The following is a 16,085-nucleotide window of genomic DNA, read 5'->3' as shown; positions in this document are numbered from 1 at the left end:
ATGTCTTTTTCTATGTCTATAGTATAATAATTCATTAAAGAAATGGTTGTGGACGGAGGCTTACATATGCTTGTAGATTTTAGAGTAAAGAATTGCTTAAGTTATAAAGATGATACGTTGTTTTCAATGGTAGCTGGAAGTCGCCTACGAAAATGGAAGGATACCCATACAATTCAGTTTGATACACTTCGTCTTGTAAAAAGCGCATTTATTTTTGGTCCAAATGGAAGCGGAAAATCTAATCTGTTTACGGCTATTAAAGTATTACGTTCCTTGCTTTTTAATTTTGAAAACTTAAATAATGTAAAGCAGTTACGTCTACCCTATCAACCGTTTAAGTTAGGAAGTCAGCAAGACAAACCAACAGAGTTTATGATATCGCTTTTTTTGGACGGAGCTTTATATGATTATGAAATACAGTATAATGCTTCTCAAGTTCTTTATGAACGTCTTGTGAAAACGAACAAGTCACTGAAGGAAGAACTATTTGTCAGACAATGGGATGGTACAGAATATTCTTATGAGACATTTCAAACAGCTTCACAGGAATTGACAAAATATACACGTAATAATACAGCCTTTCTATCCGTATTACATGTTTTTAATGATCCAGACGCTTTAAAGATATTCGATTGGTTTTTACATAAAATTCTTTTCCTAGATGAAGCAAATCGGTTATCAAGTCATCCTCTTATTCGTAAACTTGAAGAGGAGCCCTTTAAAAAGGAAGTGATCAAACTGCTAAAAATTGCAGACCTCTCCATTCAAGATGTCACGGCTAGACGTGTGGAACGCAGAGAGAAAAATACAATTGGCTATGAGTTTGATTCGCCTGAGGTGATTCAAGAAGTAGATATTGATCTACATTATTTATCATTTGATGAAGCAGGTGCACCGATAGGGACAAAAACAATTAATTGGACAATGGATTCTAAGGGCACAGTGCGAATGCTACATTTAGCCTGTGTGATGGTGGATGCTTATAATAAAGGAAAAACCATTTTTATAGACGAATTCGACACAGCCTTCCATGTATCGATTTGTGAGTTTTTAATGGCTATTATGAATAGCAAACGCAATAGCAGTAATCAATTTGTCGTGACAAGTCATGAAATAGAATTACTTGATCAGCCACTACGCGCCGATCAAATTTGGTTTGTTAATAAAAGCTTTAAAAATGAATCGGAACTATACTCCTTATTTGATTTTGCAGATTTACAAAGGAAACGTGGAGATCTTTCTTATGCGAAACGCTATATGAAAGGGGAATTTGGTGCAACGCCTGTCATTAATGAGTATTTATCTGAACAATACTTAGAAGAAGCGGAGGTATCTGAGCAGTGAGAGTACGTCAACAAGGGAGCCGAACACTGCGTAAAACTATTTTAATTTATTGTGAAGGTGAAACAGAACGCATCTATTTTGAACAAATGCGTATTTTAAAGCGCTCTAAGATGGTTAGCGTCAAAATAAAAAACGTTAAACGTTCAGCGATTAAGCTTGCCCAACATGCTTATCGAGATTCCAGCTACCAATACTTTGATGAAGTTTGGATTGTTTTTGATAAGGATGATCTAACCGAAAAGCAACTAGAGGAAGTAAATCAATTTTGTGAGGAAAAAAATATTCATATTGCCTATACAAATGAAGCATTTGAATTGTGGTTACTCTTGCATTTTGAGGAAGTTGATAGTACAGAAAAGTACCCTCGTGCTGTCCTTAATGACAAAATGGAACAGCATCTTGGTGTGAGTCGTTATTTCCGGCATAAGGCTGATGAATCCCTCATAGCCCCCATTGCATTACGACATGAGTTAGCGATTAAAAATTGCACAGATATGATGGCACTTCGAGAGACAGAGAGCCGTGACAACCCATACTGTAACATACATGAAATGATACGATACATATTTTAAGAATGAGCAGGTTTTCTATTAACAAATAGAAGCCTGTTTTTTATCTTTGCATAATGCTTTGTCGGAATGAAGGTATGTTTCTTTTTCCGAAACATATAGTGTATATGGAGCGAAATTAGTACATGTATGAAAGGGGATTGTGTGGATAACTCAAAGTCGAATCAATCCAAAAATGGAGAAGGAAACCCAAAGGATCATCAATTAGAGCCGTTTCGTGTCGAGAATGAGGGTACGAAAATGACAACGAATCAGGGACTAAGGGTGTCCAATGATGAGGATTCGTTAAAGGCAGGTGTTCGTGGTCCGACAATTATGGAGGATTTTCATCTTAGAGAAAAAATTACCCATTTTGATCATGAACGTATTCCAGAGCGTGTTGTACATGCCAGAGGTTTTGCAGCACATGGCGAGTTTGAATTATATGAATCCATGTCGGAATATACGAAGGCAAAATTTTTGCAGGATCCGAAAAAGAAGACACCTGTGTTTGTCAGATTTTCGACAGTGGTAGGGAGCTTAGGTTCAATGGACACAGCTCGTGATGTACGTGGGTTTGCAACAAAATTTTATACGGATGAGGGGAATTATGATTTAGTTGGTAATAATATCCCTGTATTTTTTATTCAGGACGCCATTAAGTTTCCCGATTTAATTCATGCCGTAAAGCCCGAGCCTCATAATGAAATGCCACAAGCAGCCTCCGCACACGATACTTTTTGGGATTTTGTAGCCAGTAATCAGGAAATTGCACATATGATAATGTGGGTAATGTCTGACCGTGCCATTCCGCGAAGCTTTCGTATGATGGAAGGTTTCGGTGTGCATACATTCCGTTTCGTCAATGACAAGGGAAGATCAAGATTTGTGAAATTCCACTGGAAGCCTGTGTTAGGAGTGCATTCTCTTGTTTGGGATGAAGCACAAATAATTGCAGGGAAGGATCCAGATTTTCAACGGAGAGATTTATGGGAAGCCATCGAAATTGGAGATTATCCAGAGTTTGAGTTAGGCATACAGATACTAGAACCTGAAGATGAATTTAAATTTGATTTTGATATTTTAGATGCGACAAAGCTTTGGCCAGAGGAATTAGTACCTGTGAAGAAAATTGGAAAGATGACCTTAAATCGCAATGTGGATAATGTCTTTGCTGAAACAGAGCAAGTTGCCTTTCATCCAGGTAATGTTGTACCTGGCATAGATTTTACGAATGATCCTCTACTACAAGGTCGATTGTTTTCCTATTTAGATACACAACTGATTCGATTAGGTGGACCAAATTTTGCAGAAATCCCTATTAATCGCCCGATTTGCCCAGTGCATAACAATCAACGTAATGGCTTTAGTCGACAGACCATTAATTTAGGAAGGGTAAGCTATCATAAAAATTCATTAGCAAATAATACACCAGCTACCTCTACTGCAAGAGAAGGCGGATATGTTCATTATGAAGAAAAGGTTGAAGGAAGAATCACGAGAGCGCGTAGTAAATCCTTTGACGATCACTTTTCACAAGCAAGGCTATTTTGGAACAGCATGTCTCCACCTGAAAAACAACACATTATCGATGCCTTTAGCTTCGAAGTAGGAAAAGTGAAAAGTAAATCTGTTCGACAGCAAGTAGTGGATATGTTTGTTCATGTGGATAAAGTAATGGCTACCACAGTGGCAGACAACGTTGGTGTTAATCGACCTAATGGCGAGCAGTCTAAAGTAACGGCCTCTTCACCTGCACTGAGTCAAGCCAATACCGTTAAATTACCCTATACGTTGAAAGTAGGCGTCTTAATTGGTGATGGCTTTGATGCAAATGAAGTCGGGGAAGTATTGAAATATTTAACAAGACAAGGTGTGCGCTATAGCATAATCTCTGATCGACTAGGTGTGGTAATAGGGAATAATGGTGTGCAATTAACGGCTACTGACACATTTATTACAACCGATGCTGTATTATTTGACTCATTATATGTTGTTGGAGTAAAGGCAAGTAATCAGGCGAAATTCAATACTTATATCGTCAATTATATAAATGAAGCATATCGTCACTTTAAGCCTATAGGATTTGCTGCAACTGGCACAACCTTCTTCAATATGTCGAATGCCAATGTAGGGCCAGGAATCGTTTTAGCTACAGGTAATAAAGATTTTCCGAAAAAGTTTGTAGCTGCCATTGCCCAGCAACGATTTTGGCAACGAAATATTTATTAAAAAGATCAATGAGCGTCGAATACTCATGAAAGAGAAGCAAATACCCGCGGAGAGAAAGCCTTATACCTGCGAAAGAGAAACGAATGCTCATAAACGTATACAAATAAGTCAAAAGGCCTTTCATTGTAATGAAAGGCTTTTACTATGTCTGTCATTGCATTCAAAATTTGCAAATGATATGGTGGTACATGAGGTGAAAATTATGGAAAATTTTGATATTGCGGATTATTGGAGCGGGACCAGGTGGCTATGTGGCTGCCATACATGCAGCCAAGAATGGCAAAAAAGTAGCACTCATCGAACGAGATAAATTGGGAGGAGCCTGCTATAATGTTGGCTGCATTCCATCAAAGATTTTATTGGAGCATAGTAAACTTGTGCAGGAAATAAAAAGAGGGAATAGCTGGGGAATAGAAGTGCCTAAAGTGGAAATTAATTTTCCTCGACTAATGCAACGGAAAGATACAATTATTCATGAACTACTAACAAACATTGAGCAATATATTATCAATAATCATATAACTTTATATCGTGGTGAAGCTTCAGTCGTAAAGGACTTAACGATAACTATCGGGAATGAGACGATAATGGCATCAGATATAATTTTAGCGACAGGTAGTAAACCCTTTGTTCCACGGTTTGAAGGGTTAGAGACATCCACCTACCATACGACGGACACATTTTTTGAGATAGACAAGCTTCCAGCACAGCTAACAATCATTGGCGGGGGCGTAATTGCCATTGAAATGGCGTTTAGTTTAGCACCACTTGGTACAAAGGTAACAGTGCTTAATCATAGCGAGGATATTTTACAAACGGAAGAGGCGGAAGCAAGACCGCTGATTCGAGAAAAGATGAAGAAATTTGGTATTGAACTTGTGACAGATTTTCATTTTGAAAAATTTGAAGGTAATATCATTCATACATCTAAAGGATCTTATACATATGAAAACCTTTTATTTGCTACTGGACGTCGTCCCAATATAGAAATTGCTGAGCAACTAGGATTAGCTTTTGATGGTCGATTAATCGCTGTTAATGAGCATTTTGAAACAAGCCTGCCGAATATTTATGCGATAGGTGACTTAGTGGGTGGTTATCAACTTGCACATTCTGCCAGTGCTGAAGGAATTTACGTTGTCGATTATATTGTAGGAAATCAACCAATACCAATTGATCAAACAAGCATTCCACGTTGTGTTTATACAAACCCTGAAATTGCTACATTTGGTTTACTAGAAGAGCAAGTAAAGGCACCGTACATTGTAACGAAAATGCCACTACAAACAAACCCAAAGGCATTAATGGAGGGGAATACTGAAGGTTTTGTCAAGCTAATTTCATCTAAGGATAATGGGCAAATTTTAGGGGCTTGTGTAGTAGCTGATGGTGCAACAGAAATACTTAATGCACTATTAGCAACAAAAAATGCTGGTGGTACAGCTCGAACACTTGCACATATGATTTTTCCACATCCTACTGTATCGGAGCATATTGGAGATGTGGCTAAAGCTGTGTTTGGGAAAGCAATACACCAATAAAAAGCTGTTGACATTCTAGAAATTTATGTTAAATTAATTTTATAAGAATACTAGGAATTTAAGTTAACTAGACATCTAGAGGCTTCTATTTTACAAAACGATGTTTCATCGATTTGTAGAATAGGGGCCTTTTTTATAACATTGCTAAAAGGAGTGGGCAAGATGACAAAAGCAGTCATTATTAATGGAAGTAATTCGAAAAATTCTAGAGTTACCGCCATTCATGAAAAGGTGGAGAATCATTTTATTGCACAAGGAGTAGAGGTTCACTCAAATTATATACATGAGCTCCCAGCTACAGATTTATTAACAGCGAATTTTTCTAGTAAGCAAATACAGTCTGAAAATGAGCATGTTAAGGAAGCAGATTTTATTGTCATCCTTACACCAATTTATAAAGCATCCTATACAGGTATTTTGAAGACTTACTTGGATCTACTACCGCAAAAAGCCTTGCTCGATAAGGCTATACTCCCTATTGCTGTAGGAGGTTCGATCAGTCATTTGTTGGCATTGGAATATGCATTAAAGCCAGTATTAGCTGTACTAGGAGCCACTTCCATTACCAATTCTGTTTACATTGTAGATAAACAAATTATACGTTTGGAAGAGGGCGGCTTTGCGATAGAAGAAGAGGCTATCAGTAGACTTGAAGCACAATTAAATCAGTTGCAGCAAGCATTCATTGTTAATTAGATTAAATAAAAACGCATTATAGGGGCATCCTATAATGCGTTATTTTTTAATTTCCTTCTGGATTTTCTTCATTCTCCACAGGTATTGTAGAGAGATATAAGAAAGCCTCATCTTGCAATAGCAATATTTTTTCTTCACAAATTCCATGCGATAATGGTCCAGAAAAAATGGACTCCCACCATGTTCCTGTTGTTGTTGTCATTCATCTACGCCCCCGTTTCGGTTTTAATATGTAGTTGTATATTTCCCGAGATGAAAAAACTAAAACATTTCATTTCACATATTGCTATTTCACCCCCTCGATGTAGAAAGAGGATTTTTGCCTCTCGATGTTGTATCGTATAGACAAAGATAGTTTGTTTCAAAATGAAAAAACTATGTATGCCATTTTAAAAAAAGGGGTGCTTTATTGATGAATTTTACGTCAAAAGATGTGGAAAATATGATTACAGAGCAACGTCAATTTTATTTTTCACGTGCTACAAAAAGTGTGAAATTTAGAAAAGAGCAATTAAAGAAATTAAAAACTTCAATTTTGAAATATGAGAAGGAAATATTAAATGCGCTTTACTTAGACCTTCGTAAAAGTGAATTTGAAGCGTATGCAACAGAAATTGGCATTGTATTAGATAGTATTTCATATATGGTAAAACATGTAGAAGAATGGATGGAACCAGAAGCAGTCAAAACACCAATACAATATCAAATGGGCAAGAGCTTTATTGTTCGTGAGCCCTATGGCGTAACGTTAATTATTGGGCCATTTAATTATCCATTCCAACTTGTAATGGAGCCACTGATTGGCGCCATAGTTGGAGGAAACACAGCAATCGTCAAACCATCAGAAACCTCTGTACACACAGCAGTCATTGTGAAAAAAATCATTGAGGAAACATTCCCGTCTTCATATGTACGTGTCGTGGAAGGCGAAAAGGAAGAGGTTACGGCTCTTATTCATGCTTCCTTCGATTATATCTTTTTTACAGGTAGTGTAGCCGTTGGTAAAGTAGTAGCAAAAGCTGCTGCAGAACGTTTGACACCAGTTGCGTTAGAGCTTGGTGGCAAAAGTCCAGCAATTGTCGATCAAACAGCAAATCTAGAGGTAGCAGCAAAGCGGATTGTGTGGGGTAAATTTACTAATACTGGACAGACATGTGTGGCCCCTGATTATCTGCTTGTACACAAAGACGTTTATGACCGTTTTATGAAAATATTAAAAGAAACAATCCGTTCGTTTTATGGCAAAAATCCTTTAAAAAGCCCTGATTATGGACGTATCGTTAATTTAAAACAATTTGATCGTTTACAGCAAATAATTGTGGACGAACGTGATGCCATTACATATGGTGGACGAATAGATCGGGATGATTTATATATTGAACCTACAATAGTTGAATATGTAAAATGGACAAGTCCATCCATGCAGGAAGAACTATTTGGTCCTATCTTACCTGTTATGATGTATAATGATTTGCCACTTGCCATTCATCAAATCCGGCAATTACCAAAGCCCTTAGCGGCATACTTCTTCTCAGAACATGAAAAAGCCATGCAATACTTTTTAGAAGAATTACCATTTGGTGGGGGATGTATTAACGACACCATCACACATGTTGGAAATTTACATTTACCATTTGGTGGTGTAGGTCCATCAGGTGTGAAAGCATACCATGGCAAAGCTAGCTTTGAAAACTTTACTCACCCGAAATCTATCTTGAAGAAATCTTCCAAGCTGGAGACAAATGTGTTGTTCCCGCCATATAAACAGAAAGTGAAAATTGTGCGCTCAATTATGAAATAGTTTAACAATGGAGGTATCTTCTTGATGCCTCCATTGTAACTATAAGCTTACCATGCATAGACAAGTGTTCTCTAAATAACCTTTTCTCGTTATGTCGAAAAATGCCGATTGGTGATTATAAATGAAAATTTGAAGAAAACATGATTTTTTCCTCAAATGAAAGCGGTTTCGTTGAAAAAACACTAGAGAGGCATTTTATTTATCATGAAATAAGTAGTAAAATAAGTTCAATAGAACGTGGGGGATTTCATATTGTCGTTTTTTGTCGATTATTAAGAATGATGACATGAGTGTAGAGATTGATTGGAGGATTATGAAATGTATGCAGAGGAATTGTTAAGCGCATTACCTTTGAAAAAAATAATTGGCGTGCTGCCAGATCAGGTTAGCGATATCGTAGTAGATTCAAGAAGTGTGCAACCAAATAGCATGTTTGTTTGTATCAAAGGGTATACAGTAGATGGGCATGATTATGCGCAAAAGGCTGTAGATGGTGGCGCAACAATTGTTGTGACGGAGCGAGAATTACCGTTAGGAGAGACAATCGCACAAGTGATTGTGAAAGATACAGATCGTGCAGTAGGTTTACTAGCTGCAAAGTTCTTTGATTATCCTTCAAAGGACATAACGATGATTGGTGTAACGGGAACGAATGGTAAAACATCCGTAACAGGAATTATTCAAAATATAATGCATGGTATGGGCGAGAAATCGGCTTTATCAGGCACAATTGGCTTTAATTTAAATGGAATTTTATATGAATCAGCTAATACAACGAGTGATGCGTTATCGACACAACAAATGATTTTCCGTGCAAAAATGGAAGGCTGTCGATTAATGACAATGGAAGTTTCATCACACGGGTTAGCACTTGGACGTTTAGCAGGTGTTGATTATGATATCGCTATTTTTACGAATCTAACGCACGATCATCTTGATTTCCATGGTACGATGGAGGAATATGGCCATGCAAAAGGCTTATTATTTTCCCAACTTGGACAAGATTTAGAAAAAAATAAATTTGTTGTGTTGAATGCAGACGATGCTTGGTCAGAGAGATATGCTGCAATGACACCATTTCCAGTGTGGACATATGGTTTAAAAAATGAAAATGCTGATTTCCGCGCCATTAACTGTGAATATCACGACTATATGACATCATTTGACGTGGAAATGCCTGAAGGAATTTATCGTGTAAAAATGAATTTGCTTGGGGAATTTAATATTTATAATGTATTGGCAGCCATGATTGCGTTTTATGGTAGGGGCTATTCAATGGAGTCCATTATTGAACAAATCGAGCAACTACCGCCAGTCAAGGGTCGTATGGAGAAAGTATGTTCAGATCTACCTGTGCAAATTTTTATTGATTATGCCCATACTCCAGATGCAATTGAAAAGGCAATTCAAGCAGCGCAACCTTATAAAAAGGGCAAGTTGATTTTCTTAGTTGGAACAGGTGGCAATCGTGATAAATCAAAGCGTCCTGCCATGGCTGAAAAAGCGTCTGCTGCGGAATATGTTATTTTAACGACAGATGATCCACGCTATGAAGACTTCGATAGTATTACAGGCGATCTTGCTAAAGGTATGCTTCATGATAATTATGCTTGTATTGGAGATCGTGCAGAGGCAGTGCGCCATGCGATTGAAATTGCTGAACCGGGTGACATGATTATTTTTGCTGGTAAAGGCCATGAGGATTATCAAATTATCGAAAATACAAAATTTCCACATAGTGATGCAGAAATTGCGATAGAAGCAGGCCGATTAAAATTCGTGTGATGAAAGCTAAATTCTTAGGAAACCCTTTTAGTTGTAACTAAAGGGTTTTCTTTTTTGAGATTTCATGTAAAAAGGTTGTACGAAAGGCAAGTCTTCTTTTATTATTATTAAGTATGAAAAAAGGAGAATGACGAGATGAATTCAAATTTAGAACAAGATATACTATCGCGTCGTACTTTTGCCATTATCAGTCACCCTGATGCTGGGAAAACGACGATTACAGAAAAGCTTTTACTTTTTGGTGGTGCTATTCGTGATGCAGGTACAGTAAAAGGTAAAAAAACAGGTAAATTTGCAACATCGGACTGGATGGAGATCGAAAAACAACGTGGGATTTCGGTTACTTCATCTGTCATGCAATTCGATTATAACGGCTCTCGTGTGAATATCTTGGATACCCCTGGTCACCAAGATTTCTCGGAAGACACATATCGTACATTGATGGCTGTAGATAGTGCTGTCATGGTAGTGGATGCTGCCAAAGGGATCGAGGCACAGACTTTAAAGCTATTTAAGGTTTGTAAAATGCGTGGTATTCCTATTTTTACATTTATTAACAAGTTAGACCGTCAAGGGAAAGAGCCGCTTGAATTGATCGAAGAGCTTGAAGAGGTATTAGGTATCAATGCATATCCTATGAACTGGCCAATCGGTATGGGTAAAGAGTTCCTTGGTATTTATGATCGTTACAATAAACGCATTGAGCAATTCCGTACAGATGAAGCGGAACGTTTCTTACCAATTGACGACAATGGGGAGCTTGCTGTGGAGCATCCAATGAAGGTGACTTCTTATTATTCACAAGCAATGGACGATATTTTACTTTTAGATGAAGCGGGGAATGCGTATTCTGAGGAAAAAATTCGTCGTGGGGAATTAACACCTGTATTCTTTGGTTCAGCATTAACGAACTTTGGTGTTCAAACTTTCCTGGAAACCTATTTACAATTCGCACCGACGCCACAGCCAAGAATTACTGAAGATGAGCAGTTTATTGATCCCGTGGAGCATGATGAGTTTTCAGGTTTTATTTTCAAGATTCAGGCCAATATGAATCCAGCACACCGTGATCGTATTGCCTTTGTACGTATTGTTTCTGGTAAATTTGAACGTGGAATGAATATGACGTTATCTCGTACAGGGAAGTCATTTAAAGTCACACAATCTACACAGTTCCTTGCAGATGATCGTGAGACAGTAGATGAAGCAGTTGCTGGCGATATTATTGGTTTATATGATACAGGAACATACCAAATTGGAGACACTGTTGTAGGTGGCAAGAAAACATTCCAATTTGAAAAATTACCACAGTTTACACCAGAATTATTCGTCCGTGTCACGGCGAAGAACGTTATGAAATCAAAGCAATTCCATAAAGGGATTTTACAATTAGTGCAAGAGGGTGCTATTCAATACTATAAAACGCTGCATACAGAGGAAGTTATACTTGGAGCAGTTGGTCAATTACAATTTGAAGTATTTGAACATCGTATGAAAAATGAATACAATGTGGAAGTAAAAATGGAGCCAATTGGTTCGAAAATCGCACGCTGGATTGAAAATGAAGAGGATGTCAAAGAATCAATGTCATCAGGTCGATCAATGCTTGTAAAAGACCGTTTTGACAATCTTGTTTTCCTATTTGAAAATGAGTTCGCTATGCGTTGGTTTGCAGATAAAAACGAAAACATTAAACTTTATAGCCTTTTATAATTATAAAACACGAATCGACAATTTTGCGATTCGTGTTTTTTTGCAAGGAAAAATGACACTGTTTGTAGAATATATACATTATTAGGAAATATAAGTTTCCTTAGAGATAGTATCTCAATAACAGGAGCTTATTTATAAAATAATCTCCTTTTCGGCTATCATAGAAAGGAAGAGGTAGAAAAGGAGTTTGTTTATATGAATATTAGTCATTTTTCTATTAAAAGACCTGTCTTTACGATTGTTACTATGCTTTTTGTCATCATACTAGGCGGTGTATCTTTATTAAAAATACCGATTACGTTAATTCCAGAGTTAAATCCTCCTATTGGAGTGGTTGTCACCTCTTATCCTGGGGCAAGCCCGACGGAGGTAAATGAAAAGATAACGAAGCCATTAGAGGCTACACTTGCCACCTTACCTGGTATCAAAAAAATCCAGTCAACCTCACAGGAAGGCTCCAATTTAATTGTGCTTGAGTTCAACTGGTCCACAAATATGGATGTTGTCCAACTTGATATTTTACAGCGAATTGATATGACCCCATTGCCTAATGATGCTGGCAAGCCTAGTTTCCTAAAATTTGATCCGTCTCAATTTCCTATTATTCAGCTGTCTTTACGTGCGGAAAATAATCAAGTAGATGTACGTGTATTAGCAGAGCACTTAGAGAAGGAACTGCTACGGACAGAGGGTGTTGCCAGTGTGAATGTTTCTGGCAAATTGATTGATGAAATCCAAATAGAATTGGATGAAGCAAAGCTAGTTGAAAAAGGCTTGACTCAGACAGACGTGATGCAAATAGTTCAAGCGAATAATGTGTCTCTTCCTGGTGAGCCTGTTTCAACAGATGATGGCAAAATGCTAACAACACGTATAGTTAGCACATTATCTTCTCCGGAAAGCATTGCCAATTTAATTGTTTCGGTGGACCCTTTAACGGGCAAATCATTAACCATTGGTGATCTTGCAACCGTTGAGAGGACAGAACAACAATCTATTACCACAACACGAGCAAATGAGCATCCAGCTGTTCTTATGTCTGTATTACAGGAATCTGGTGCAAATACGGCAGAGGTTTCTAAGGATTTCCAGAAGGCCTTAGAGACATTACTAAAGAAAGATCAGTATAAAGGTATCACAGCAGATATTTTAATTGATCAAGGTAATTATGTGGATTTAGCGATTAGTAATATTGGCTCTTCCTTACTTTTAGGTGGATTATTTGCGATGTTCATCCTATTTGTTTTTTTACGTAGTGTAAAGAGTCCGATCATTATTGGTATTGCGATTCCTTACTCCGTTATTGTCACATTTGTTTTGATGTTTTTTGCGGATTTTTCCCTCAATATTATGACATTAGGTGCTCTGGCACTTGGAATTGGTATGCTTGTGGATAATGCCATAGTCGTTATTGAGAATATAGAAAGACATCTAGGACTAGAAAAAGACCCGATAACTGCAGCAAAGGAAGGAACAAAGGAAGTAGCCCTTGCCATTACAGCTTCCACTTTAACCACAATAGCAGTATTCATTCCTGTTATGTTCATCGAAGGATTGATTGGTCAAATATTTACAGAGTTTGCCTTAACAATCTCATTCAGCTTAATTGCATCTTTAGTAGTTGCGCTTACAGTCGTTCCGATGCTAGCAAGTCGACTTTTAAAAATGAAAAACAATAATTTTTATGTACAACGCAGTAAATCACGTTTTTATAGGCATTACAAGGCGTCAATTGTATGGGTACTAAAGCATCGAATGCTTATACTGCTTTTTACAGTGGTTTGCTTTAGTCTTTCTTTGTTTGGACTGACTAGAATAGGTACTGAATTTTTACCGCCTACAGATGAGGGGTTCACCTCTATAAGTGTCAATCTTGAAAAAGGTGTCGCTGTATCAGAAACAGAAAAGATTGTTAAGCAAATTGAGGAACGTTTAAAGCAGGAAAAGGATGTAGATGTGTATGTTAGTTTAATTGGCGGTACACAACAATCCCAAGCACGTGGACAAACTAGCGCCAACCAAGCTGAGATATATGTAAAGCTTGTCCCATTAGCAGAAAGGCAACGTTCCATTTTTAAATTTGTAGAAGAGCTAGAACAAGATATACAGGGAGAGCTTGAAGAGCAAGCTGAAATTACATTTAATGTATCGACAGCTACAGGATCGTCACCACACACCTTAACATTCCGTTTAACAGATTCCGATGAACAGAGGCTACAGCAAACTGTTAAGAAAGTGCAGCAGGAACTACTAGCGATTCAGCAAGTGACAAATGTCTCTACGGATTTAGATAATACTGTTCAAGAGATTCAAATTGAGGTTAATCGTGAAAAAGCAAAAGACTATGGTTTTGCTCCAGCACAAATCGCTCAAACTGTAAATCAAATGACAAAAGGTCAATTAACGTCCCAATTGATTACTGATGACGGTGCAGTATTACCCGTTTATACAGGTTTTGGGCAGTCATTTAATACGAGTATAGATGCTTTAAAAGCCATGCAGCTGCGTTCGCCAGCAGGATTATTTGTAAAATTAGAGGAAGTGGCTACTGTTTCTATACAAGAGGGGCCGGTATCCATTCGTCGTTCTGATCAAGCAGCAGCAGTGGCCTTTTTTGTAGATTATGAAACAAAGGAATCGTTGGGAGGAATCTCTGCAAAAGTAGATAAAGCATTAGAACAAGTTAATTTACCATCTACTACTCAAGTTGTGTTCAGTGGGGACAGAGAGCTCTATGATAGTGCAATTGATGATATGTTACTAGCTGTGATGCTAGCCATCGTGCTTGTATATATTGTGATGGCAGCTCAATTTGAGTCATTTAAATATCCGTTTGTTATCATGTTTACTGTTCCATTAATGATCATTGGTGTGGCGATAGCTATGTTCCTAACAAATACTTTAATTGGTGTAACCTCAGTTATCGGTATCCTAGTACTAGTAGGAATAGTCGTAAATAACGGTATTGTGCTGGTAGATTATATTAATCAGCAAAAGGCAATGGGCATGCCAGCTTATGAGGCAATTTTACTTGCTACCCAAGATCGGCTTCGTCCAATTTTAATGACAGCCTTAACAACTATTTTAGGGCTTTTACCACTCGCACTGGGCATTGGAGAAGGGACCGAGATGAATCAGCCAATGGGGATTGCTGTTATCGGAGGGCTTGTGACCTCAACTTTACTGACACTGTATATTGTACCGATCATTTACAGTTTAATGGATAAAGATACAAGAAAGATGCACTAGGTTCAAGGGGGAATGGGAGATGAAGGTTCATTTTTTTACAGGTTTTCCTGGTTTCATTTCGAGTCAACTAATTCGAGCATTATTTCAAAAGAAACAAGCACAACAAGTAATTACCATCGTATTGGCTGGTGAAACCATAAAGGCACATAAAGAAAAAAACAAAATATTAGAGGATTTTCCTGACTGTTCGATTCGAATTGTGGAAGGCGATATTACACTACCAAACCTTGGATTAGAAAATCAAATCATCAAAGAAATTGTACCGCAAATTGAAGTGCTTTGGCATTTAGCTGCTATCTATGATTTAGCTGTACCACGTGATATTGCCTGGAAGGTAAATGTTCATGGTACAACAATGGTTAATGATTTTGTTAGCACCTTACCAAATTTACAGCGCTATATGTATTTCAGCACTGCCTATGTGGCTGGTACACGTGAGGGCGTACTGCGTGAAAATGAATTAATTCGACCAACAGCATTTAAAAACCACTATGAGGAAACAAAATATGAGGCTGAGCACAGAGTAGAAGATTTAAAATCGGAAATACCATTGACAATAATTAGACCTGGAATTGTTCGTGGTCATTCCCAAACTGGTGAAACCATTAAATTTGATGGTCCTTATTTCTTCTTAAACTTAGTTGAACGTTTAAAAGGTTTACCTTTTATTCCGTACATTGGTCAAACTTCATCGACAATTAATGTAGTGCCAGTTGATTATATTATAAATGCTTCTACTTTTCTGGTTAGTGAACAGAGTGCAGAAGGGAAGACACTTCATTTAACTGATCCTAATCCTCACCCTGTACAGGAGGTATACCGTACAATGGTGAAACTAGTTACAAATTCTTATCCAAAAGGACGTTTACCATTTACATTGGCTAAGCTTTCATTGCAGATTCCATTTATTCGAAAAAAATTAGGTGTCGAACAAGAAACATTAGATTATTTAACATGGAATGCTTCATTTGATACGACTGAAGCATATCATATCTTACAAAAAGGTGGTATTACATGTCCTGATTTTATACAGACGATGCCAAAAATGATTGAGTTTTATTTAGCACATAAGGAAGAGAAGAGCTATCAAATTCAGATTAAGTAACGAAAAAAACATATAGATATTTTTGTCAGTTGTAAATGATAGTGCTATAATATTTGAAAGAAGATACCTTC

The 16,085-nt window shown here is 37.4% G+C and carries 11 protein-coding genes; 10 read left to right on the top strand and 1 reads right to left on the bottom strand.

Annotated elements, in window-relative coordinates; all coding sequences use genetic code 11:
• Positions 1-66: 66 nt before the first annotated feature.
• The 5 genes from C7B89_RS12525 (at position 67) to ssuE (ending at position 6,361) form a co-directional block, all read left to right on the top strand.
• Positions 67-1,344 (top strand): AAA family ATPase, encoded by a 1,278-nt coding sequence (locus tag C7B89_RS12525; protein ID WP_066036265.1) that lies wholly within the window; start codon positions 67-69, stop codon positions 1,342-1,344.
• Complete coding sequence (locus C7B89_RS12520; protein WP_048392008.1) at positions 1,341-1,916, top strand: RloB family protein; 576 nt, start codon at positions 1,341-1,343, stop codon at positions 1,914-1,916. The genes C7B89_RS12525 and C7B89_RS12520 overlap by 4 nt, the downstream gene beginning before the upstream one ends.
• Before the next feature lie 126 nt (positions 1,917-2,042).
• The gene (locus C7B89_RS12515; protein WP_167444833.1) at positions 2,043-4,124 is read left to right on the top strand and encodes a catalase; all 2,082 of its coding nucleotides are present in this window, start codon (positions 2,043-2,045) and stop codon (positions 4,122-4,124) included.
• Positions 4,125-4,342: 218 nt separating this feature from the next.
• A complete protein-coding gene (gene lpdA, locus C7B89_RS12510) occupies positions 4,343-5,665 on the top strand; it encodes a dihydrolipoyl dehydrogenase (protein WP_244205655.1) in 1,323 nt (440 codons plus the stop codon).
• Between the two features lie 162 nt (positions 5,666-5,827).
• Positions 5,828-6,361, top strand: coding sequence for an NADPH-dependent FMN reductase (gene ssuE, locus C7B89_RS12505; protein ID WP_048392005.1), 534 nt, complete (start codon positions 5,828-5,830; stop codon positions 6,359-6,361).
• Between the two features lie 46 nt (positions 6,362-6,407).
• On the opposite strand, the gene C7B89_RS23085 is transcribed toward ssuE, so the two are convergent.
• Positions 6,408-6,563, bottom strand: coding sequence for a hypothetical protein (locus C7B89_RS23085; protein ID WP_004224556.1), 156 nt, complete (start codon positions 6,561-6,563; stop codon positions 6,408-6,410).
• A gap of 210 nt (positions 6,564-6,773) precedes the next feature.
• Here C7B89_RS23085 and C7B89_RS12500 point away from each other — a divergent pair, with 210 nt between their 5' ends.
• From C7B89_RS12500 to C7B89_RS12480, 5 genes are all read left to right on the top strand, one after another.
• Positions 6,774-8,162, top strand: a complete 1,389-nt coding sequence (locus tag C7B89_RS12500) for an aldehyde dehydrogenase (RefSeq protein ID WP_103117506.1) — start codon at positions 6,774-6,776, stop codon at positions 8,160-8,162.
• 318 nt (positions 8,163-8,480) lie between these two features.
• Positions 8,481-9,947 carry a UDP-N-acetylmuramoyl-L-alanyl-D-glutamate--2,6-diaminopimelate ligase gene (locus C7B89_RS12495; protein ID WP_054549802.1) on the top strand — a complete coding sequence of 489 codons (1,467 nt, stop codon included), beginning with the start codon at positions 8,481-8,483 and terminating at the stop codon, positions 9,945-9,947.
• Positions 9,948-10,082: 135 nt separating this feature from the next.
• Complete coding sequence (locus tag C7B89_RS12490; protein WP_048392002.1) at positions 10,083-11,660, top strand: peptide chain release factor 3; 1,578 nt, start codon at positions 10,083-10,085, stop codon at positions 11,658-11,660.
• A gap of 195 nt (positions 11,661-11,855) precedes the next feature.
• Positions 11,856-14,909 carry an efflux RND transporter permease subunit gene (locus tag C7B89_RS12485; RefSeq protein WP_054549803.1) on the top strand — a complete coding sequence of 1,018 codons (3,054 nt, stop codon included), beginning with the start codon at positions 11,856-11,858 and terminating at the stop codon, positions 14,907-14,909.
• A 19-nt stretch (positions 14,910-14,928) separates the two neighbouring features.
• Positions 14,929-16,014: an SDR family oxidoreductase gene (locus C7B89_RS12480; protein ID WP_103117508.1), complete on the top strand. Its 1,086-nt coding sequence runs from the start codon at positions 14,929-14,931 to the stop codon at positions 16,012-16,014.
• The last annotated feature ends 71 nt before the right edge of the window (positions 16,015-16,085 follow it).

This window comes from Lysinibacillus capsici (genome assembly GCF_003367505.1).
GTDB classification, from domain to species: Bacteria; Bacillota; Bacilli; order Bacillales_A; family Planococcaceae; genus Lysinibacillus; species Lysinibacillus capsici.
Note: the sequence above shows the minus strand (reverse complement) of the source record. Positions and strands in the feature narration are given on the sequence as shown.